Source organism: Isoptericola hypogeus, from assembly GCF_039531145.1.
GTDB classification, from domain to species: domain Bacteria; phylum Actinomycetota; class Actinomycetes; order Actinomycetales; family Cellulomonadaceae; genus Isoptericola; species Isoptericola hypogeus.
On record NZ_BAAAPM010000005.1, the window covers coordinates 403,695 to 424,648 of the forward strand.

At 72.8% G+C, this 20,954-nt stretch carries 20 protein-coding genes and 1 tRNA gene; 10 read left to right on the forward strand and 11 right to left on the reverse strand.

All coding sequences use genetic code 11. The features are described from left to right. A partial coding sequence (locus ABD254_RS14490; RefSeq protein ID WP_344249128.1) for a serine hydrolase domain-containing protein occupies positions 1–785 on the forward strand: 785 nt, incomplete at its 5' end. A 79-nt stretch (positions 786–864) separates the two neighbouring features. On the opposite strand, the gene ABD254_RS14495 is transcribed toward ABD254_RS14490, so the two are convergent. Beyond that, a complete protein-coding gene (locus ABD254_RS14495; RefSeq protein ID WP_344249129.1) occupies positions 865–1,635 on the reverse strand; it encodes a GntR family transcriptional regulator in 771 nt (256 codons plus the stop codon). Positions 1,636–1,984: 349 nt separating this feature from the next. On the opposite strand from ABD254_RS14495, the gene ABD254_RS14500 reads away from it, so the two are divergent. The 4 genes from ABD254_RS14500 to ehuA are packed head-to-tail and all read left to right on the forward strand — an operon-like array spanning position 1,985 to position 5,135. Continuing rightward, complete coding sequence (locus ABD254_RS14500) at positions 1,985–2,911, forward strand: transporter substrate-binding domain-containing protein (RefSeq protein ID WP_344249130.1); 927 nt, start codon at positions 1,985–1,987, stop codon at positions 2,909–2,911. A 4-nt stretch (positions 2,912–2,915) separates the two neighbouring features. Then, complete coding sequence (locus ABD254_RS14505; protein WP_344249131.1) at positions 2,916–3,662, forward strand: amino acid ABC transporter permease; 747 nt, start codon at positions 2,916–2,918, stop codon at positions 3,660–3,662. After that, a complete protein-coding gene (gene ehuD / locus ABD254_RS14510; protein WP_344249132.1) occupies positions 3,659–4,306 on the forward strand; it encodes an ectoine/hydroxyectoine ABC transporter permease subunit EhuD in 648 nt (215 codons plus the stop codon). The genes ABD254_RS14505 and ehuD overlap by 4 nt, the downstream gene beginning before the upstream one ends. 43 nt (positions 4,307–4,349) lie before the next feature. Further along, positions 4,350–5,135, forward strand: coding sequence for an ectoine/hydroxyectoine ABC transporter ATP-binding protein EhuA (ehuA, locus tag ABD254_RS14515; RefSeq protein ID WP_344249133.1), 786 nt, complete (start codon positions 4,350–4,352; stop codon positions 5,133–5,135). Between the two features lie 92 nt (positions 5,136–5,227). Here ehuA and ABD254_RS14520 read toward each other — a convergent pair whose 3' ends face one another. From ABD254_RS14520 to ABD254_RS14545, 6 genes are all read right to left on the reverse strand, one after another. After that, complete coding sequence (locus tag ABD254_RS14520; protein ID WP_344249134.1) at positions 5,228–6,562, reverse strand: hypothetical protein; 1,335 nt, start codon at positions 6,560–6,562, stop codon at positions 5,228–5,230. Between the two features lie 265 nt (positions 6,563–6,827). Beyond that, positions 6,828–8,168 carry an aspartate aminotransferase type Ic gene (locus tag ABD254_RS14525; RefSeq protein WP_344249135.1) on the reverse strand — a complete coding sequence of 447 codons (1,341 nt, stop codon included), beginning with the start codon at positions 8,166–8,168 and terminating at the stop codon, positions 6,828–6,830. A gap of 10 nt (positions 8,169–8,178) precedes the next feature. Further along, the gene (locus tag ABD254_RS14530) at positions 8,179–8,745 is read right to left on the reverse strand and encodes an SRPBCC family protein (protein ID WP_344249136.1); all 567 of its coding nucleotides are present in this window, start codon (positions 8,743–8,745) and stop codon (positions 8,179–8,181) included. A gap of 5 nt (positions 8,746–8,750) precedes the next feature. After that, positions 8,751–9,668: a hypothetical protein gene (locus tag ABD254_RS14535; protein WP_344249137.1), complete on the reverse strand. Its 918-nt coding sequence runs from the start codon at positions 9,666–9,668 to the stop codon at positions 8,751–8,753. Then, positions 9,665–10,201 (reverse strand): OsmC family protein, encoded by a 537-nt coding sequence (locus ABD254_RS14540; RefSeq protein ID WP_344249138.1) that lies wholly within the window; start codon positions 10,199–10,201, stop codon positions 9,665–9,667. Before ABD254_RS14540 ends, ABD254_RS14535 begins: the two co-directional genes overlap by 4 nt. Before the next feature lie 38 nt (positions 10,202–10,239). Then, entirely contained in the window at positions 10,240–10,908 is a 669-nt protein-coding gene (locus ABD254_RS14545) for a hypothetical protein (protein ID WP_344249139.1), read from the reverse strand. Between the two features lie 123 nt (positions 10,909–11,031). Between ABD254_RS14545 and ABD254_RS14550 the strand changes: the two genes are divergently transcribed. Both ABD254_RS14550 and ABD254_RS14555 read left to right on the forward strand, forming a co-directional pair. Further along, positions 11,032–11,835 carry a thymidylate synthase gene (locus ABD254_RS14550; protein ID WP_344249140.1) on the forward strand — a complete coding sequence of 268 codons (804 nt, stop codon included), beginning with the start codon at positions 11,032–11,034 and terminating at the stop codon, positions 11,833–11,835. Positions 11,836–11,839: 4 nt separating this feature from the next. Next, positions 11,840–12,391, forward strand: a complete 552-nt coding sequence (locus tag ABD254_RS14555; RefSeq protein ID WP_344249141.1) for a dihydrofolate reductase — start codon at positions 11,840–11,842, stop codon at positions 12,389–12,391. Between the two features lie 29 nt (positions 12,392–12,420). Here the strand turns inward: ABD254_RS14555 and ABD254_RS14560 are convergent, their stop codons facing one another. From ABD254_RS14560 to xylA, 3 genes are all read right to left on the reverse strand, one after another. Beyond that, positions 12,421–13,800 (reverse strand): serine hydrolase domain-containing protein, encoded by a 1,380-nt coding sequence (locus ABD254_RS14560; RefSeq protein ID WP_344249142.1) that lies wholly within the window; start codon positions 13,798–13,800, stop codon positions 12,421–12,423. Then, positions 13,797–15,335, reverse strand: a complete 1,539-nt coding sequence (locus tag ABD254_RS14565; protein WP_344249143.1) for an FGGY-family carbohydrate kinase — start codon at positions 15,333–15,335, stop codon at positions 13,797–13,799. Before ABD254_RS14565 ends, ABD254_RS14560 begins: the two co-directional genes overlap by 4 nt. Positions 15,336–15,430: 95 nt before the next feature. Next, a complete protein-coding gene (gene xylA / locus ABD254_RS14570) occupies positions 15,431–16,597 on the reverse strand; it encodes a xylose isomerase (RefSeq protein ID WP_344249144.1) in 1,167 nt (388 codons plus the stop codon). Positions 16,598–16,716: 119 nt separating this feature from the next. Between xylA and ABD254_RS14575 the strand changes: the two genes are divergently transcribed. Next, a complete protein-coding gene (locus tag ABD254_RS14575; protein ID WP_344249145.1) occupies positions 16,717–17,940 on the forward strand; it encodes an ROK family protein in 1,224 nt (407 codons plus the stop codon). 85 nt (positions 17,941–18,025) lie between these two features. After that, positions 18,026–18,098 (forward strand) — tRNA-Arg (locus ABD254_RS14580). A gap of 51 nt (positions 18,099–18,149) precedes the next feature. On the opposite strand, the gene ABD254_RS14585 is transcribed toward ABD254_RS14580, so the two are convergent. Then, positions 18,150–19,340, reverse strand: coding sequence for an AAA family ATPase (locus ABD254_RS14585; RefSeq protein ID WP_344249146.1), 1,191 nt, complete (start codon positions 19,338–19,340; stop codon positions 18,150–18,152). A gap of 224 nt (positions 19,341–19,564) precedes the next feature. Between ABD254_RS14585 and ABD254_RS14590 the strand changes: the two genes are divergently transcribed. Further along, the gene (locus ABD254_RS14590; RefSeq protein ID WP_344249147.1) at positions 19,565–20,911 is read left to right on the forward strand and encodes a hypothetical protein; all 1,347 of its coding nucleotides are present in this window, start codon (positions 19,565–19,567) and stop codon (positions 20,909–20,911) included. Positions 20,912–20,954 lie beyond the last annotated feature (43 nt).

The window sequence follows — 20,954 nt, forward strand, 5'->3', positions numbered from 1 at the left end:
GGCTGCCGGTCGCGCCGGTGCCGACGACGGGAGCGCTCGCGGCGGCGACGGGGTTCTGCTCGACCGCGCACGACCTGGTCCGCTGGGCGTCGGCGCACTTCGACGCCGGCGCGCCCGCGGACGGGGACGACGCGCGCGTCGGGGCGCTGCTGCGGCCGGAGACGCGCCGGCTGCTGCAGCGCGAGGAGTCCGTCGTCGAGCGCCCGCACGCGCGCCGGCGGGCCTACGGCCTCGGCTTCGAGGTGCGCGACATCGAGGGACGGCGCGTGGTGGGGCACTCGGGCGGCTTCCCGGGCCAGCTCACACGGACGTGGGCCGACCCGGCCGGGCGGGTCGCCGTCTCCGTCCTCACCAACGCCGTGGACGGGCCGGCCGACGCGATCGCGACCGGCCTGTTCGAGCTGGTCGCGACGGCGCTCGACGGGACCGCGCCGGCAGCCGCGTGCCCGGGTGCGACGCCGGCGCCGTCCGTCGCGGAGCTCGACCGGTGGACCGGCAGCTTCGCCAACCTCTGGGGCCAGACCGACGTCGTGCGCCTCGGCCGCCGGCTCTGGCTGATCGACCCCCGCGAGGCGGACCCGCTCGGCGGCGCGGAGGAGGTCTCGATCGACGGGGACGCGCTCCGGCCGCTGCCGCACGCAGGGTTCGGGCCGGTGGGTGAGCCGGTCGAGGTGCTGCGGGGCGCCGACGGCCGGCCTGCGGCGATCGTCATGGGCGGCATGACGTCGTGGCCGGTCGAGGACTACGAGCGGGAGCGTCAGGCCCAGCTCGCCCGCCTCCGCTGACCGCCCCGGGTGACTGCTGTGAGCATGAGACACGCCGTGTCGGCCACGGCCGGCACGGCGTGTCTCATGCTCACAACGCTCAGGGCTCGGGGAACGTGGGCGTGATCGGCTCCAGCCGCGGGGCGGGGGCGGGGCGGGGCTCGTCGAAGGTCTCGACCTCGAGGCTCTCGGGTGCCAGCAGCCGGACGACGGCCTCGTCGAGGTTCGCGCGGATCGCTGCCACGAGGCCGTCGGCGTCGCGGGCCTCGAACCGCTCCACCAGCTCGAGGTGCGACTCCGCGGCGTCCTTGCGCACGGCGTAGTCCTCGCTGGTCGTGAAGCTCGCGATCCGGACCTCGACGATGAGCGTCGTCATCCAGCGCAGCAGCCACGGGTTGCCGCTCGCCGCGACCAGGGTCCAGTGGACGTTGAGGTCCGCGTCGCCGACGCGGCGCGCGTCCTCGCTGCGCTCGGCGGCGAGGAGCGTGTCGTGCGCGGCGCGGACGGCGGCCACCTGCACGGTGGTGGCGCGCTCGACGGCGAGCGGCGCCGCCGAGGTCTCGACGGTGGCCCGCGCCTCGTACAGCGCGCGGACCCGGTCGCGGCCGATCTGCACCACCCGGAGGCCCCGGCCGGGGGAGGAGAGCAGCAGGCCCTCCTGGACCAGGCGCTGCGCCGCCTCCCGGAACGGGCCGCGGCTCACGCCGAGCTGGCCCGACATCTCGACCTCGCGGATCGGCGAGCCGACCGGCAGCGCGCCCGAGTAGATGGCGTTGCGCAGCTCGACGGTGATGAGGTCGACCGTGGACGGTCGCGTCACCGGCGTCAGGAACGGCGCGGTGCCGACGGGCACCCGCGACGACGGGGTCATCTGCTCTCCTTCCGCGAGGCCGGGGACGGCGCATCCCGGCCGGCATATCTTCTCGCGATCCGGACGATTCCAGATCGTGACCAGACTGTGACGAAGCGTTTTCGAGGTCCGGTGGCGTCCATGACCACTCTGGCCATGCCGGCCGGTGCAACGCGCTGACCTGCGACGACGCAGGCAGCGGAGGTGGCGAGCCACCCGCCACCCGTGATTGTAGACAATCGGACAGGCGGACACGTAGATTGTCGCACCGTCAGCATCGGCGCTACCGTGGCCGATCGTCCACGTACCCCAGGTCGCGACGACGGAGCCGGCGACGGTTCCGACGCCGGGCCACGGAAGGGAGACACCCGTGTCGTCCACCAGGACCACGACTCGTCGCCGCGCGTTCCTCGCCGCCGGCTCCGTCCTTGCCATGACCGCCCTCACAGCCTGCTCCAGCGTCGACGACGGCGGTTCGGGCGAGGGCGGTGGGTCGGCTCTCGCCGACCTCCAGGAGGCCGGCACCATCAACGTCGCGTTCAACGGCGAGGAGCCCTACAGCTACGAGGACGGCGGTGAGCTCACCGGAGCGACCATCGCTCTCGACAAGGAGATCTTCGGGGCGCTCGGTGTCGACGACGTCGAGGGCACCCAGACCGAGTGGAACTCGCTCATCCCGGGTCTGAACGCGGACCGGTACGACACGGTCTCCGCCGGCATGTCGATCCTGCCGGAGCGCTGCGAGCAGGCGGCGTTCGCCGAGCCGACCATCATGTACACGACGGCCTTCCTCGTGCCGGAGGGCAACCCCGAGAACCTGACCGACTGGCAGTCGGTGGAGGGCTCCGACCTCACCCTCGCCGTCACCAGCGGCGCGATCGAGGACGGCTACGCCCAGAAGACCGGCGTCGAGACGATCACGGTCGGCGACTCGACCGACGGCCTGAACGCCGTCGTGACGGGCCGTGCCGACGCGTTCGCGCTCACCGGCATCTCGATCCGCGCGCTCGCGGACAGCACCGACGAGCCCGTCGAGGCCACCGAGGCGTTCGTCGCCACGATCGACGGCGTGCCGCAGATCGGCGCCGGCGCCGAGGTCTTCCGCAAGGGCGACACCGAGCTGCTCGACGCCTACAACGAGGAGCTCGCCAAGATCACGGGCGACAAGGCGAAGTGGCTCGAGATCATGGAGCCGTTCGGGTTCACGGAGGCGGAGTACCCGCCGGAGGGCCTGACTGCCGAGATGCTCTGCGAGGGCGACCTCGGGAAGATCTCCGACGAGCTGGGCCTCTCCTGACCGCATGTCCGACAATCTCCAAGCGCTGATCGACAGTCTTCCCGACCTCGGATCCGCGGTCGCCGTCACGCTCGAGATGGCGCTGGGCGGCGCGGCCGTCGCGATGGTCGTCGCGCTCGTGCTGGGCTTCGGCTCGCGCACTCGCTCCCTGTGGGTGCGCGGGCCGTCCCGCGTGGTGATCGAGTTCTTCCGCGGCACGTCGCTGGTGGTCCAGGTCTTCTGGATCTACTACGTGCTGCCCCAGCTCGGCTTCAAGATGGAGGCGCTCGCCGTCGCCATCGTCGCCCTGGGCCTCAACTACGGGGCCTATGCCGCCGAGGTCGTCCGCGGCTCCATCGACTCCGTGCCGAAGGGCCAGTGGGAGGCGGCGACGGCTCTCAACCTGGGCTGGGCCCACAAGGTACGGCGCGTGATCTTCCCCCAGGCGTGGGCGCTGATGATCCCGCAGCTCGCCAACCTGCTGATCCAGCTCGTCAAGGGGTCGGCTCTGGCGTTCTACATCTCCCTGCACGACGTGTACTGGTGGACCGACCAGCTGCAGCGGGAGACGCGGGACACGTTCTTCAGCTTCGGCGCCGGCCTGATCGTCTACTTCGTGATCTCCTACGTCCTCACGTGGGGCATGAACTACCTCGAGGAGCGGGCCAAGCGCCGCCTCGGTCGCGGCACGCGTCCGCGGCTGCGTGACGTGTTCGGCCTCAAGCCGGGCGTCCCGACCGAGATCGCTCGCGTGAAGGGAGGCGTGGCATGAACGAGGACAGCCTCTGGAGCTGGGAGACGGCGTGGGACGTCCTGCCCGACCTCCTTCGCGGCCTCGTCGTCACGATCGAGGCGACCGTCGTGGGCATGGTGATCGCCTCGATCCTGGGGCTCTTCATCGCCCTGGCGATGCGTGCGCCCACCCGGTGGGTCCGCGGGCCGCTGCGGTTCGTCGTCGACTTCATCCGCATGACGCCGCTGCTGGTGCAGCTCGTGTTCGTCTGGCTGCTGCTGGTCGACATCCCACCGCTCGTCATCGGGTTCGGTGTGCTCGGCGTCCACTACGCCACCTACATGTCCGAGGTGTATCGCGCCGGCATCGAGGCGGTGCCGGCGGGGCAGTGGGAGGCGGCCACGGCCCTCAACCTCCCGAAGGGGCGGACCTGGTTCGCCATCATCCTGCCGCAGGCGATCCGCAAGACCCTGCCGGGCCTGGGGAACTACGCGGTCTCCATGTTCAAGGAGACCCCGTTCCTCTTCGCGATCACCGTGGTCGAGATGTACCAGGCCGCGCAGAACTTCGGCGCCAACACGTTCTCGTACATCGAGCCGCTGACGATGGTGGGTCTGCTCTTCCTCATCGTGAGCTACCCGACGTCGCTGCTGGTGCGCCGGATGGAGATGCGCCTTGCCTGACCCGGTGCCGCCCGACCCGACGACCTCCCGAGGGAGCCATGCCATGACCACCACCTCGAACGGCACCCCCGCCATCGAGTTCCGCGACGTCGTCAAGCGCTTCGGCGACAACGTCGTGCTGGACAAGCTCAACTTCAGCGTCGCCAAGGGCGACCGCGTCACCCTGATCGGGCCGTCGGGCTCCGGCAAGACGACCATCCTGCGCCTGCTGATGACGCTCGAGGAGGCGAACGGCGGGCTCATCCTCATCGACGGCGACCCCTACACGCACGAGTACAAGGGCGACAGGTGGGTCGAGATCCCGGAGAAGCGCCGCCGCGTGGTGCGCAACCGGGTGGGGATGGTGTTCCAGCAGTTCAACCTGTTCCCGAACATGTCCGTGCTGGAGAACATCATCGAGGCTCCCGTGCATGTGCTCGGGCTCTCCAAGAAGGACGCGGTCGAGCGCGCCGAGCAGCTGCTCGAGCAGGTCGGGATGTCCGACAAGCGCGACGCCCGCTGCACGCAGCTCTCGGGCGGCCAGCAGCAGCGCGTCGCCATCGCGCGGGCGCTCGCCATGGACCCGGAGATCCTGCTGCTCGACGAGGTGACGTCCGCGCTCGACCCCGAGATCGTCGCCGACGTGCTCGGCGTCCTGCGCGAGATCGCCCGGACCACCGACATCACGATGCTCCTCGTCACGCACGAGATGCAGTTCGCGCGGGAGGTCTCCAACCGCGTCCTGATGTTCGACCACGGGCAGATCGTCGAGGAGGCGGACCCCGAGACGATGTTCACGAACCCGTCCCACGAGCGCACCCAGGAGTTCCTCAAGGCCGTCCTGGGCTGAGGAACCCCGCCGAACAGGCGGTTGCTCCCGCTACGCCGTCGCGAGACGTGCCATCGCGGGAGCAACCGCCTGTTCGGCGTTCTGGGACCGGGTCATCCGGACGCCGCGGCGGCGTCCTCCTGGGCGGTGCCGGCGCCCGAACCGTCCGTGCCGGTGGCGCCGGAGCCTCCCGTGGTGGCGTCGCCACCCGTCCCGTCGGCGCCGGTGTCGGTTCCCGTGCCCGTTCCGGTGTCGGTTCCCGTGTCCGTTCCGGTGTCGGTGTCCGTCCCCGACCCGGAGTCGGTGCCCGTGTCCGTCCCGCCGCCGTCCGTCCCGTCCGTGTCGCCCGAGCTGCCGGAGCCGTCCGAGGTGCCGGAGCCGTCCGAGGTGTCGGTACCGTCCGTGCCATCGGTGGACCCGTCCGTGCTGCCGTCGACCGACCCGGTGCCGGTCGGGTCGCCCGCCCCGCCGGTGCCGTCGGACGAACCCTCGGTGGGACCGCTGTCCGGGACGTTGGCAGGGTCGTCCGCGGGCGCGTCCTCGGTCGGCACGTCCTGCTCGCTCGTGTCGCCCGTCGACCCGCGCTCGGTGCCGGTCGGGTCCGTGCTGTCGTCGGCTCCGCGGATCGTGCTGATCGTCGTGCCCGACCCCTCCTGCCCGCGCACGGCGTCGGAGATCGGCTTGCCGATGGCGAGCTCGACGGCGAGCACGACCCCCATGACGACGGCGAACAGCGCCAGCGCGGACACGGTCAGCACCTTGGCCTTGCCGTGCTTGTCGACGAGCCGCAGCCAGCGGTTGCGCGGCTGCGCCGACGAGTCGGGCGCGTCCGACGTGCTAGCGCCGGCCCCGCCGGACCCCGCGGCATCGGCGTGCGCCGTCGGGCCCGAGGACGTCGTGGACGGGGCGTCCGCGGCGAGCGTCGCGATGCCGGCGTCCCGGAGGCGCGCCGTCGCCGGGGTCGCGCCGGCCGGCCGGGTTCGGATGCCGGGCTTGATGGTCGCGACGACGGGCCCCAGCTGGGCCTGCGTCTTCTCGATGGACCGCGTGTAGAGGAAGTTGCCGACGACGGTCACCACGCTGGCCAGACCGGCGCCGATGATCGTGCCCGCGATCCCGAAGAACGACATGAGGACCGTCGCGCTGACGGCCGCCAGGGCGCTCGCCACGACCTGGGTCAGCGAGAGACGGGTCGGCGCGGCGGCAGCCTTGTCGCCGGGGCCGTCGCCGGGGCCGTCGCCGGGGCCGTCGCCGGGGCCGTCGCCGGGGCCGTCCCCGGAGCCGTCCCGCGAACCGCCCGCGGTTTCAGGGCTCAGCCCGTCGTGCGCCGTGCGGGCTGCGTCGTCGTCCGGCGCGTGCTGCGGCGTCGGGTCGGCGGGCCGGGGCGGGCGACGCGGGGCGTCGTCGGGCCCCGCGGGGGCCGGGGGGATCGAGGGAGGTGCTGTCACGGGCTACGTCCAGGTCGAGGCGGGTCCTTGCAGGACGCCCTGCCCCCGCCGGCCTGCGTCGCCGCGCGCCGCGGGACCGGCGTCGGCCGCGGGCGTCCCGATCAGCCTAGGCGGGGGCGCGTGCAGGCCGCCCCGGGCGCAGGTGACCGGCCCGTGAGAGTCCGCGGAGATCCTGTGTGCACGCTCCCGGGGGCGTCGTGCGGGGTGCACTTGGCGCCGTCCGGCCTCGGACGGCGCCAAGACCGCACCCGCCACGCGGCACCGGTCAGACGGGGGTGGCGGCCTCTGCCGCGGCGAGCAGGATGCACGTCGCGACGCCGTCCATGGCCACCTGGACCTCCTCCAGCGGAGGCATCGTCGGGGCGAGCCGGATGTTCCGGTCCTGCGGGTCCCGGCCGTAGGGGAAGGTGGCGCCCGCCGGGGTGAGGGCGATGCCGGCCTCCTTGGCCAGCTGCACCACGCGCGACGCCGTGCCGGGCGCGACGTCGACGGAGACGAAGTAGCCGCCGTCGGGGTTGGTCCAGGAGGCCACCCCGAGGTCGCCGAGCCGTTCGGCGAGGATCGACGTGACGGCGGAGAACTTGGGGGCGAGGATCTCGCGGTGCCTGCGCATGTGGGCGCGCACGCCCTCGGCGTCGCCGAAGAAGCTCGCGTGCCGCAGGTGGTTGACCTTGTCCGGGCCGATGGAGCGGATCCCGAGGTGCTTCGTGAACCAGGCGACGTTGGTGGGCGAGGCGGCGAAGAACGCGACGCCGGACCCCGCGAAGGTGATCTTCGACGTCGACGCGTACATCAGCACCCGGTCGGGGTTACCGGCCTCCTCGGCGAGCTGGAGCGCGTTCGCCGTCTTGGTCTCGTGCTCGGTGAGGTGGTGCACGGCGTAGGCGTTGTCCCAGAAGATGCGGAAGTCGGGGGCGGCCGCGGGCATGGACACCAGGCGGCGGGCCACGGCCTCGGAGACGACGGAGCCGTCGGGGTTGGCGTACGTCGGCACCACCCACAGGCCCTTGATGCTCGGGTCGGAGGCGACGAGCTCCGCGACGGCCTCGGCGTCGGGCCCGTCGGAGGTCATCGGCACCGTGACCATCCGGATGCCGAGCTCCTCGCAGATCGCGAAGTGCCGGTCGTAGCCGGGCACCGGGCAGACGAAGGTCACCTGCTCCTCGCGCGACCAGGGGCGCTCCGACCCGGGCACGCCGAACAGCAGCGCCTGGACCACGGTGTCGTACATCAGGGTGAGGGAGGCGGTGCCCTGCGCGAGCAGCTGCTCGGTCGGGACGCCCAGCAGCTCGGCGAAGATGCGACGCAGCTCGGGCAGGCCGGCGAGGCCGCCGTAGTTGCGGGTGTCCGTGCCGTCCTCGGCCGTGTGCGCGCCCTCGCCGGGCAGGGCCAGCAGCGGCTCGGAGAGGTCGAGCTGCTCGGCGGACGGCTTGCCCCGCGTGAGGTCCAGACGAAGCCCGCGCGCCTGCAGCGCGGCGTACTCCCGGCGCAGGTCGTCGAGGCGGGCGGCGAGGCCGGACGTCGCGGTCGAGGCGGAGCCGTCGACGGGCTCCCGGGGGACCGGCGGGGTGGTGGACGACGGCGCGGAGGACGGCTCGGTGCTCACGACCGCGACTCTACCGGCCCCTGCCGGCCAGCCGACGGGCCAGCCGTGCCAGCGAGACGCGCATCATCGCGCCGAGCCCGAGGCGCACCAGCGGGTCGGTGAGACGCCGGGGGAGCGGACCGGCGGCCCCCTCCGCGAGATAGGCCTCCTCCCACCACACGACCCGGCACCGGTCGGCGTCCACGGGCACGACGTCGAAGCCCGCGTCGCCGAGCAGGACCGGGCCGAGCTTGCGCAGCCGCGTGCGTCCCACGCGCGACGCCGAGGTGGACGGGCGCTCGATCGACTCGATCACCATCGAGTCGGTGACCGCCGCCCGGGCCAGGAGCCCGCGCAGGCGCCCGTCGCCGGCCAGACCCACGCCCGGGCCGCTGACCATCGTGATCCGGTCGCCGCTCTCGGGACCGCGCGGCGAGCCTTCGACAGGCTCAGGGGGGACCGGCGAGGCCATCCGGGTCAGCGGGATCCAGCGCGGGTGCGTCCGCGGGTCGGCGACCCACGCGAACGCGACCGACGCCTCCACGGGCACGAGGCGCGCCACCTCGACCCGCCGGGCCGGCCGGTGCGGCGTCGGCATCGCCGTCAGCCCTTGGACCGGCGGCGCGGCCGCCACCGGCTCGAGGTCCTGCGACCGTCTCCCGCGGGGTCGAGCGCCGGGCGCACCGTGGCACCCTCGACGCCGCCCCCGACCGCCGCGCCGTCGACCCCGCTGACGACCGCACCGGCGACCGTCCAGGGGAAGTGGTCCGGCGGCGGCCCGAACGCGCGGCGGGACTGCGCGACCACGCCGTGCCCCAGCGCGCGCCCGCCTGCGACGCCCACGACCACGCCGACGCCGAACGGCAGCAGCCGCCCCAGCGCCAGGGACCCCTGCTTGGCGACCTGCCGCTTGAGGAACTGGCGGGCGAGGGTCCGGTTCACGCGCTTGATGGTGGTCTGCGGCATGGACGTGAGCAGCACCTTGCCCCACGCGACGGTCGAGCCGCCGATGGCGTTCTCGACGTCGCGCGCGCCCCGGTCGCCGAGCACGGTCGCGAGCAAGAGGGCGCGCCGCCGGGGGACGTCGTCGATCTCGATGCCGTGCACGTCGGCCACGGCCAGGGCGAACGCCGCGGACGACGCGAAGAAGGTGGCGATGTCGCCCGTGGTCAGCGCGGTGGCGGCCGCGGTGCCGACCGACGGCGCGGCCGCGGCGGCGCCCACGGCGCCCCCCGCCGTCGTGAGCAGCGTGAGGTACTCCTTCTCGAGGAGGCGGACGATCTGCGCCGGGTCCGCCTCGGGGTTGCGCGCCCGCAGCTTGTCCACGTGCCGGTGGATCGACGCGGACGGGATCGTCACGGCCTTGTCGAGCAGGGCGTCCAGCACCGGGGTGGGGCTGTACCGGGTCCACTCCTCCCGGCTGGCCCCGACGTCGCCCGACGTCGCGACCTGCCCGCCGTCGGCGGTGCCGTGTGGCGTGACCTCGTCGCCCGGCGCTGTGCCCTCCCGGCGCGGCGTCACGACGCCGCTTCCTCCGCGTCGTGGCCCACGCCGTCCGTCGCCCCCGCCGTCGGCTGCTCGAACGTCGCGGGCGGCACGAGCGCGCCGGCCTTGAGCGTGCGGCCCACGGTGCACGCCCGGTCGATGGAGCGCTGCGCGAGCAGCAGCGTCTTGTCGCGCGCCGCCTCGTCGAGCGAGGACAGGTCGATCTCGAAGCGCTCGGTGAGGACGGGGTAGGTGTCGGTGTCCATGTCCTTGGGGTCCTCGACGCGGATGGTGACCTCGTAGTCGTCGCCGAGCACGCGGGAGAACTTGGTGTCGCTGCTCATGCCCGCGCACGCCGCCAGCGCGATCTTCATCAGCTCGCCCGGCGTGAAGACGGCGCCCGCCTCGGCCGGCCCGACCTCGACGGTCGCCCCCCGCGCCGAGAATCCGCGGTACGTGCGGGTGCCGGTGCGCTCGACCCACAGCGGGTCCGTGGGCGACGGCGTCACGGGGGCCGGGGCGTCGGTCTCGGCGGCGGCCGTCTCGGGCGTGGAGTTCTGGTCCGTCATGAGGTGATCCTCCCACTCGTCGGCGCGGACGGGAGGAGCTACTCGAGGAGCCCAGGGACCGGAACCTCGGGGAGCTTCACGTGACGCTCGGGATCGACGCCGAGCAGGCGGAGCGCGTGCACGATCGCGTACCGGTGAGTCGACGCGCCGACGTCCTCCTTGAGGAAATAGGGGAGCAGGTGGACCGAAGACCTGTCGTCAGCGATCTCCAGCACCGTCTGGGGCGCCCGGCCCACGGTCCCGCGCACTACCCGGACGGCGTCCCCGGTCCAGCGGAGCCGCCATCGCGGCCGGGAGTCCTGGGGGAACCAGACCTCGACCACGTCCCGGTCGCGGACAACGGCCATGGGCGCGCCGCGATCGGTTCCGATGCCTCGGGCGGGGACGCCTGCCTCTGCGGCGTCTCGCTTGGTCATCGTCGTCTGCCTGCCCAGCAGCACCGTCACGTGCGGGCGGCCCGAGCGGGCCTCGTGGCGCAGCACACGGAAGGTCTGCTGGGTCTTCTTGGTCGTCACCGCGACGAATGCGGCGACGACGAGGATCGCGAATGTCACCACGATGACGACGACCGGGCCGTCACCGTCCTGCCAGTTGGACCATGCCTTGTACCCGAGCAGCGCCAAGGGCACTGCGGTCATGAGGACGCCGGTGACGACCTGCCGCCGGCGCGTGGTGCGGAGATCGATGAGGCCGTCGGGCTGGGACACAGGTGCTCCTGTCTGTGAGGTGGGCCGAGTATGGCAGCGGCCGCCCCCTGCCGACCAGGGTGGTTCTCGGCGACCGGGCCGCGCGTCACGCCGGGGGTCGGTGGCTGGTCGTAGGGTTCTGGCATGGCCGCGATCCCCACCCCGTACGAGGACCTCCTGCGCGACGTGCTGGACCACGGCACGCACAAGGACGACCGCACCGGGACCGGCACGCGCAGCGTGTTCGGGCGCCAGCTGCGGTACGACCTGCAGCAGGGCTTCCCGCTGATCACCACCAAGCGGGTGCACCTGAAGTCGGTGGCCTACGAGCTGCTGTGGTTCTTGCGCGGCGAGGGCAACGTGCGCTGGCTGCAGGAGCGCGGCGTCTCCATCTGGGACGAGTGGGCGGACGCCGACGGCGAGCTCGGGCCGGTGTACGGCGTGCAGTGGCGCTCGTGGCCGACGCCGGACGGGCAGCACATCGACCAGATCCAGGGCGTCATCGACCAGATCAGGGTCAACCCCGACTCGCGGCGGCTGATCGTCAGCGCGTGGAACGTAGCCGAGCTCGCGGACATGGCCCTGCCCCCGTGCCACCTGCTGTTCCAGTTCTACGTGGCCGACGGGAAGCTCAGCTGCCAGCTCTACCAGCGCTCGGCCGACCTGTTCCTCGGCGTGCCGTTCAACATCGCGTCGTACGCGCTGCTCACGCACATGGTCGCGGCGCAGACCGGGCTCGAGGTGGGCGAGTTCGTCTGGACGGGCGGCGACTGCCACGTGTACGACAACCACGTCGAGCAGGTGCGCACGCAGCTCGCGCGCGACCCGTACCCGTACCCGACGCTGCGCCTCGCGCCGCGGGACTCGATCGTCGACTACACGTACGAGGACATCGAGGTGCTCGGCTACCAGCACCACCCGGGCATCAAGGCCCCGGTCGCGGTCTGACGGCATGATCGGCCTGATCTGGGCGCAGGCGCGCGACGCCGCCGGCCGCCCTGTCATCGGCGCGGCGGGCGCCATCCCGTGGCGCGTGCCCGAGGACTTCGCGCACTTCAAGGCCACGACGGCGGGGCACCCGGTGGTCATGGGGCGCCGCACGTGGGAGTCGCTCCCGCGGCGCCCGCTGCCCGGGCGGACCAACGTCGTCGTCACCCGGCAGGCGGGCTGGGGCACCTCGACGGGAACCGCGGCGGGAGCGGTGGCCGCGGGGTCGTTGCGTGAGGCGCTGGCCGTCGCCGCGGCGTCGCCCGGCGGGGACGAGATCTGGGTCATGGGCGGCGGCGAGGTCTACGCCGCGGCGCTGCCCCTCGCGGCCCGGCTCGTGGTCACCGAGATCGATCTCCAGGTCGCCGGCGACGCGTTCGCGCCGGGCGTCGACCCGGCGGTGTGGCGGCCCCTGGACGGCCCTTCGACAGGCTCGGGCGGGACCGGAGCCTGGGCGTCGTCGTCCGGCCCCGGCGCGCTGCGCTACCGCATCCGGACCTACGTCCCGGCGAGGTAAGAGCCCGTCCAGGCTCGGTCCCGACGGGCTCAGCCGGCGGGGGAGCAGGTGGCGAGGAACGTCCACCGCGGGTCGAGCGTCTCGCCGAAGCCCTGGGACTGGACGGTGAGCGTGCCGTCGCCCGGCGCCACCAGGCGCATCCGCGTCGTCGCGAGCTCGTCGCCGTGCCCCGCGCAGCGCACGTCGAGGACGCCGGGGGCCGACCAGGCCGCGGTGATCACCGCCGGGTCGTCGGCGACGGTCGTGCGGACGGGGCCGTCGAAGGACAGCTCGAGCACCAGGCCCGCCGTCGAGCTCACGGTGCCACCGCGCTCGTCGAGGCGTAGCGCCAGCTCGACCGGGTCGCCGTCGGCGGTGCGGCCCGACCAGCGGCCGGTGAGCGGGCGGGCGTGGGCGGCGTCGTGCCGCGGTGCCGGCCAGGTGAGCTCGACGGCGTCGTGCGCCGGTGCCGGGCCCCGCGACGCCGCCGGGCCGTCGACCGCGGGGTCGACGACGTGCGCGAGCACCAGGTCGAGGAGCTTCGTGTCCCCGGAGCCGGCCGCCTGCGCGTCCGCGGTGACCACGACGGCGAGCTGGTGGCCCGGGTGCCCGTACACGACCTGCCCTCCGAGGCCGAACATCAGCCACCCGCCACGCGGGGGCAGCCAGAGCTGGTAGCCGTAGGCGCCGCGGAACTCGGCCCCCCACGTCGCGGTCGCGGTGTCCGTCTGCGGCGACGTGGCGGCGCGCAGGTAGTCGGCGGGGAGCAGCCGCTCGCCGCCCGCCACCCCGTCGTCGAGCAGCAGGTGGGCGAGCCGCAGCAGGTCGCGCGGCGTGCAGACCAGCCCGGACCCGCCGTGGCTGAACCCGTCCGGCCCGGTGAGGAACCGCAGGCCCGGGGACATCCCGAGCGGATCGAAGACGCGCGGCCGGAGGTACTCGGTGAGGGAGGACCCGGCCGTGCGCTCCACGAGCGCCGCGAGCGTGTACGACGCGCTGGTGTCGTAGGTGAACATCGTGCCGGGCCGGTGGCTGGGCGGCACCCGGAAGTACGACTCCAGCCACCCGCCGTCGCGCACCTCGTACGTGGTGGAGCGATGCGGCCCGCGCATCGCGAGCATGTGCCGCAGCGTGGTGGCCTCGAGCCACGGGTGCACCGGGGCCATCTCGGGGAAGTGCCGCACGACGGGGTCGTCCAGCGAGACCTTCCCCTCCGCGGCCAGGAGGCCCACGGCCAGCCCCGTCACGGTCTTGGATACGGAGTACATCCGCTGCGGGACGTCGAGACCGAGGGGCGCGCACGCGGCCGTGGCGACGGGCTCGCCGCCGACGGTCGCCTGGACGGTGTGCACGGCGACGTCGAGCGCGTGCGCCCGCCGCGCCAGGGTGGCGAGGCCGGCGTCGATCGCGGTCGGGTCGGACGTGGTCACCGAACCCCCAGGTCGCGGACCGCCGCGTACTGCTCCCGGACGAGGGGCTGAAGGTCGGCGTCCAGGGTCGCGGCGATCGTCGTCGACCACGACGGCGGGCCGGCGGCGCGGTCGGTCGCGGCGGCCAGCACCCAGGCGGCCTGCCGGGCCGCGCCGTCCGCGACGTACTCGCCCGGCTCCGGGACGCCGATGGGAAGGCCGAAGACCTGCGTCGCGATGCGCTGGACCGCCGGCGACTGCGCCGCCCCGCCGATGAGGCTGACCCGCTCGACCGGCACCCCCTGGGCGCGCAGGGCGTCGAGCCCGTCCGCGAGCCCGCACAGCATGCCCTCGACGTACGCGCGGGCGAGGTGCTCGCGGGTGGAGGTGGCGAGGCGGACGCCGTGCAGCGTCCCGGTGGCGTCGGGCCGGTTGGGGGTGCGCTCGCCCTCGAGGTAGGGGACGAGCACGAGGCCGTCCGCCCCGGGTGGCGCGGCGAGCGCGAGGTCGGCCAGCTCGTGCACGTCGACGTCGAGCACCGCGCGCGCGGCGTCGAGCACGCGCGCGGCGTTGAGCGTGACGGCGAGCATGAGCGCGTTGCCGGTGGCGTCGGCGAAGCCGTTGATCGCGCCGGAGCCGTCGGCGGTGCGCCTCGGCGCGACGGCGGACACGACGCCCGACGTGCCGATGGAGATCGCGATGTCGCCGGGGCCCATGCCGAGGGCCAGCGCGGCGGCGGCGTTGTCGCCGGCGCCGGGGCCGAGCAGGGCCCCGGCGCGCCGTCCTGAGCCTGTCGAGGGGTCGACGTCCCTGCCGGCGTGCGAGGCGTGCGCGCGGCCGGCCGGCTCCGCGGGGCCCAGGACGCGGGGAAGCACGACGTCATCACGCCCGAACGCGAGCCGCAGCAGGTCGCGCCGGTAGGCGCCGGCGCCGCCGTCGGCCTCGGCGTCGTAGTACCCGGTGCCCGAGGCGTCGGAGCGGTCGGTGACCAACGCGTCGAGCTGCGGGCCGAGCGGCGACTCGCCCTCGGGGCCGTACCCGGCGATGCGCCAGGTCAGCCAGTCGTGCGGGAGTGCCACGGCCGCGACGCGCGCGGCGTTCCCGGGCTCGGCGTCGCGCAGCCAGCGCAGCTTGGTCACGGTGAGCGAGGCGACGAGCACCGAGCCGACGGCGTCGGCCCAGGCCTGGGCGCCGGCCTCGCGGCGCTGCCCTGAGCCTGTCGAAGGGTCGCCGTCCCCCAGCTCGCGGACCAGATCCTCGGCCGCGGGGGCGGAACGGGTGTCGTTCCACAGGATCGCGTCGCGGACCACGCGCCCCTCGGCGTCGAGCGCGACGAGGCCGTGCTGCTGCCCGCCGACGGCGAGGGCCGCGACGTCGTCCAGCCCGCCGGCATCCCGCGCCGCGGCGAGGAAGGCGTCCCACCAGTGCCGCGGGTCGACCGACGTCCCGTCCGGGTGCCTGGCCGCGCCGCTGCGGACCAGCCGGCCCGTGCCGGCGTCGCGCACGACGATCTTGCAGGACTGCGTGGACGTGTCCACGCCGGCGACGAGGGGCATCTTCGCTTCCTTCTCGGTACAGGGGCTGCCGGTTGAGCCTGTCGAAACCCGGCTCCCGAGGTTTCGACAGGCGCAACCGGCGATCGTGAGGGCGGTCAGCCGATGAGGTGGCGCAGCGCGAGCTGGTGCAGGCGCACCAGGCCGTAGTCGCGCTCGGCGACCGCGTCGATGTCGACGTCCTCGTAGGCGGACCGGTCGGCGAGAAAGTCGTCGAACGACTCGCCCTCGGCCAGCGTGGGCTGGCCGAGCTCGAAGATGCCGGCGTGCTCGAACGCCTTCTGCACCTCGGCGTCGTCGCGGTAGGCCTTGGCCTTGGCGGCGAGCAGGTCGTACGTCTCCATGTTCGCCTTGGCCGACTCCCACACGCCGTCGAGGTGCTCGGTGCGGCTCGGCTTGTAGTCGAAGTGGCGCGGGCCCTCGTAGCGCGGGCCGCCGTTCGGGAAGCCGTTCTCCAGCATGTCGACCGTGAAGAAGGCGCTCAGCAGGTCGCCGTGGCCGAAGACGAGGTCCTGGTCGTACTTCGGGCCGTGCTGGCCGTTGAGGTCGATGTGGAAGAGCTTGCCCGCGTACAGCGCCAGCGCGAGGCCGTGCGTGTAGTTGAGGCCCGCCATCTGCTCGTGGCCCGTCTCCGGGTTGAGGCCCACGATGTCGCCGTGGTCGAGCGTGTCGATGAGGGCGATCGCGTGGCCGATGCTCGGCAGGAAGATGTCGCCGCGGGGCTCGTTGGGCTTGGGCTCGAGCGCGATGCGCAGGTCGTAGCCCTTCTCCTTGATGTAGGAGGCGACGGTGTCGATGCCCTCCGCGTAGCGGGCGTGCGCGGCGTGCAGGTCCTTGGAGTTGTCGTACTCCGTGCCCTCGCGGCCGCCCCACATGACGAACGTCGAGGCGCCCATCTCGGCGGCCAGGTCGACGTTCGTCAGCACCTTGCGCAGGCCGTAGCGGCGCACCGTGCGGTTGTTCGACGTGAACGCGCCGTCCTTGAAGATCGGGTGCGTGAACGTGTTGGTGGTGACCATCTCGCAGACGAGGCCGGTCTCCTGCGACGCCTTCTTCACGGCGTCGATGTGCTTCTGGCGCTCGGCGCCCTCGGTCCCGAACGGGAAGACGTCGTTGTCGTGGAAGGTGAAGCCCCACGCGCCGAGGTCGGCCAGCTTGCGGATCGACTCCGCCGGGTCCAGGTCGGGGCGGGTGGCGGTGCCGAACGGGTCGGCGGCCGGCCAGCCGACGGTCCACAGGCCGAACGAGTACTTGATGTCGCTCACGGGGTTCTCCTCGTCGAGTCGTGGTGGGTCGCGTCGTGCCGGTGCATGCCGTGGCCGCGTCCGCGCGACGGTTTGTTGTACCGCTGAACTATTACGTGTCGCTCGGCTAGAGTCAACACGTGCCAGCCACCTCGACGACCTCCGCGCAGACCGGCCCGCCGTCCGGTCCCGCCGCCTCGCGCCAGCACACGCTGCGCGAGCGCAACCTGCGGCTCGTCGCGTCCGCCGTCTTCGGCGCCACCACACCACCCTCGCGCGCCGACGTCGCCGCCGCCACGGGGCTGACCCGGGCGACCGTCTCGACCCTGGTCGACCGGCTCCTCGCCGGGGCGCTCGTCGTCGAGCTGCCGCCCGTCGCCGTGCAGCGGGCCGGCCGCCCCGCCGTGCCCCTCGTCCCCGCCGCGCGCACCGTCGTCGGCCTCGGGCTCGAGGTCAACGTCGACTACCTGGGCGTGCGCGCGCTCGACCTCGTCGGCGACGTCGTCGCCGAGCGGGTGGTGAGCGGCTCGTTCCACGACTCCGACCCGGGTGGGGTGCTCGGTCGGCTGCGCGGCCTCGCCCTCGAGGCGATCGCCGAGGTCGACGGCGGCGGGATGCGCGTCGCGGGGGCACGTCTCGCCCTGCCCGGGCTGGTCGACTCGCGGCGCGGACGGCTCGAGGTGGCGCCCAACCTCGGCTGGTCCTTGATCGACCCCGTCGACGTGCTCGACCTGCACACCGGGGACGGTGAGCCGCTCGCCGTCGAGGTCGCCAACGAGGCCAAGCTCGCGGCGCTCGCGGAGCTGGCCGGCGACGTGCCGTCGTCGTTCCTGTACGTCTCCGGGGACGTGGGCGTCGGCGCGGGGATCGTCGTCGACCGGCGCCTGTTCCTCGGCGAGCGGGGCTGGAACGGCGAGATCGGGCACGTCGTCGTCGACCCGTCAGGCCCTCGATGTTCGTGCGGCAACCACGGCTGCCTCGAGCAGTACGCCGGCAAGGAGGTGCTGCTGCGCGACTCCGGCCTGTCGGTCTCGGCCCCCTTGGGCGCCGTCGCCGACCTGCTGCGCTCCGGCGACGACGCCGCAGCGGCCGCCGTCCGGCGCGGCGGGCAGGCGCTCGGCGCCGCGCTCGCGACGTTCGTCAACCTGGTCGACGTCAGCACCGTCGTCCTCGGCGGCGCGTACGCGGAGCTCTTCGACTGGCTCGGGGAGGTCGTGGCCGAGACCGTGCGGTCCCGCGCGCTCGCCGCGCCCTTCGCGCCGATCGACGTGCGCCCCGCCGCCGCCGGTCCGCACGCCGCCCTCTCTGGCGGGGCGCGTGAGGTCCTGCGGGCGGTCGTGTCCGACCCGGCCGGCTGGGTGTGATTCCTGGGCGACTGGTGTCGGCCGCTAGGCTGTACGGCGTCGCCAGGTCCCCGTCGGCCCTGCGGCAGGCCGCACCGGCGGCCACGCCTGCGTAGCTCAGTGGATAGAGCAACCGCCTCCTAAGCGGTAGGTCGCGCGTTCGAGTCGCGCCGCGGGCACCTGTTCGCCGAGTGCCCGCCGTTCGCGGGCTGCCTGATGGGGATGGGCCGCTATGCCGGCGGCACGGAGTCGAGTTCCATGTAGCGCGTCATGAAGCGGTCGAACTGGGGAACCGTGAACTTCGCGTATCCATGTCGTGGCGTGTACAGCAGACCCTTGTTGACGAGGCGTGCCCGGATTGGCGCGACTTGTTCAGAGGTCTTGCTCAGGACACTGGCCACGTCGCCGGCCTTCTGAGCGTCCGGTCCGAGCTCGGCCATCGCTCGCATGTAACGCAGCTCCTCAGGAGACGACCGCTGGACGCGTGCGCGAAAGAAGCTCTCGTCCAGTTCAGCGTCGACGACGTCGCCAGCGGCGGCGACGTCAGCTCGTGTGATCGTCGAACCCTCGGCGACGTTCCATGCGGCTCGTCCGTACTCCTGCAGAAAGTACGGATATCCCTCCGTGTAGCGGAGGATCTCGTCGACTGCGGCGACCTCGTAGTCGACGCCCTCGGCTCGCGCGGGAAGGACCAATGCCTCCCGCGCGGCGGGCTCCGGCAGCTCGCCAATGAGGGGGAACTTGAACAGTCGCTCCGCGTAGGACTTCGCCTCGCCTGCCAGACCGGGCAGCTGCGGAAGGCCGGCACCGGCGAAGGTCACCGGCAACCTGCGTTGCACGGTGCGATGCACAGCACCGATAAGCGCCTCGAGCGCATTCTTATGGAGAAACTGGATCTCGTCGAAAAGGAAGACTACTCCGCTATCCTTCTCCTTGGCAGCCTCGCCGATCGCCTCGAAGACATCCGCCAAGTCCTCGTTCAGGATCCCCGTGTCGGCCTTGCCCCAGGCCTGCTCGACGTCCAGGCCCCCAGTCAGCGAGCCGTCGGGCTGGACAGTGAGGGAAAAGGACTTGATCGCGGCCGCGGCAGCCCTCGCCCGGTCGCCCCACCGAACCTTGGGTGACACTTGCAGCAGAGCTCGTCGCGCAAGGTTCGCCATCTGCGGGCCGAAGTCGCTGCCCTTGGAGACCTCCGCGTCGATGGCGACCCAGCGTTCTTCCTCAGCGATACGTCGGTATTCCCCGAGGAGGACCGTCTTGCCGACCCCACGAAGCCCGGTGACGACCACCGACTGCTCGGTGTAGCCGGCCGCCAGCCGCTTGAGCAGGACGCGAAAGTCTTCGACCTCAGCGGCACGGCCAGCGAAGTAGCGCGGTGGCGCCCCAGCGTTGGGCGTATAGGGGTTCCGGGCACGATCCATGCCACGAAGTTAACGACGTCCGGTAGGTTTAACAAGTGCCGTTAAGGCGCGTCGGCGGTGCTAAGACTTGCCGCGCTGGGGACACCGGGCGACGGCCGATGCTCGGTCCCTCGGCGAGACCGGGTGTCACGACGGGTGACGTTTTGGGGTTCCGTCGTGCCACAGCCGGCGCCCGGGGCTACGGTCTGGGAAGGTGCGGTCGACAGCAACGGAGCTGATCCCTCATGGCCGAGGAGCCCTGGCACGAGGCACGGCTGATCCCGACGTCGGGGATCAACGGCGCCGAGGAGCAAGAACGGCGCGCCACGTCGGCGCTGCCGGCCGTCATGGTGGCCGTGCGCGAGTTCGGGCGGGCGCTGACGAAGCCCTTCAGCGCCCCGTCCGGCAACCTCGACGCGTTCATCGAGGTCCCGTTCGTCCTGGGCGAGAGGCGGCTCTATCCCGACGGCCTGCTCCGGGTGCGACGAGGGCAGAAGAGCTGGACCGCACTGATCGAGGTCAAGACCGGTCGCAACGAGCTCGGTATCGAGCAGATCGAGAACTACCTGGATATCGCGAAGGAGCAAGGTTTCGACGCCGTCATCACGATCTCAAACCAAATCCCTCCGGTCGTCGGGCAGCACCCGACCAAGGTCGACAAGCGACTACTGCGGAAGGTCGCCCTCCATCACCTCTCGTGGACACAGGTCCTCGCCGAGGCGGTGATGCAGAAGGAGTTCCGTGGCGTCGCTGACCCGGACCAGGCTTGGATCCTCGGCGAGCTGGTCCGGTACCTAGAGCATCCGCGGTCGGGCGCTCTCGAGTTCGAGGACATGGGGGAGTCCTGGGTCGCGATCCGGGACGGCGTGCGAGCGGGCACGCTCCGCCCGAACGACAAGGGCGTGGACGAGGTGGCTGCGCGCTTCGACGCGCTGCTGCGGTTCGCCGGCCTCGAGCTCGGCCGAACCTTGGGAGCCGAGGTGACCACCGTGCTCTCGCGGAAGGAGCTCGCCGAACCCGCCGTGCGGACCCAGGGCCTGATCGCCTCGCTCGTGAGCGACGGCGGGCTGAGCGGAGCGGTCCGGATTCCGGACACCGTCGGGAACCTGGTGGTGACTGCGGACCTGCGCGCACGCACGATCACGTGCCACGTGGACATCGACGCCCCTCGCGAGGGGCGGCCGGCAACCCGGGTGAAATGGCTGGTCCGGCAGCTCAGGAACGCGCCCGAGTCCGTCAGGGTCGAGGCGTTCGTCGCGCATTCGCGGGGCGCGGGTGCCGCTGAGCTTCTCCGCGACGTGCGAGAGGACCCTGCTCTCCTGATCGTGGACCCCAAGAAGGAGCTTCGGTCGTTCAGGGTCGCGATGTCCGCGCCGATGGGTGCGAAGCGAGGTCGTGGTCGTGGAGGCTTCATCGATTCGGTGCTCGACACGGTGGACGGTTCCTACGCCGACGTGATGCAGCACCTCAAGGCCTGGTCCGCGGCGCCGCCGAGGGTCAGGGCTGTGCCTGAGGACGATGCAGAGAGCAGGACGAGCGACTCTCTCGTCTCGACCTCGTTGTCCTCCCAGGACGGTGCGGAGCCGGCGTAGTCGCCACGCTCGGGCCCGGCGCATCGGCGTCGTACGCTGCCCG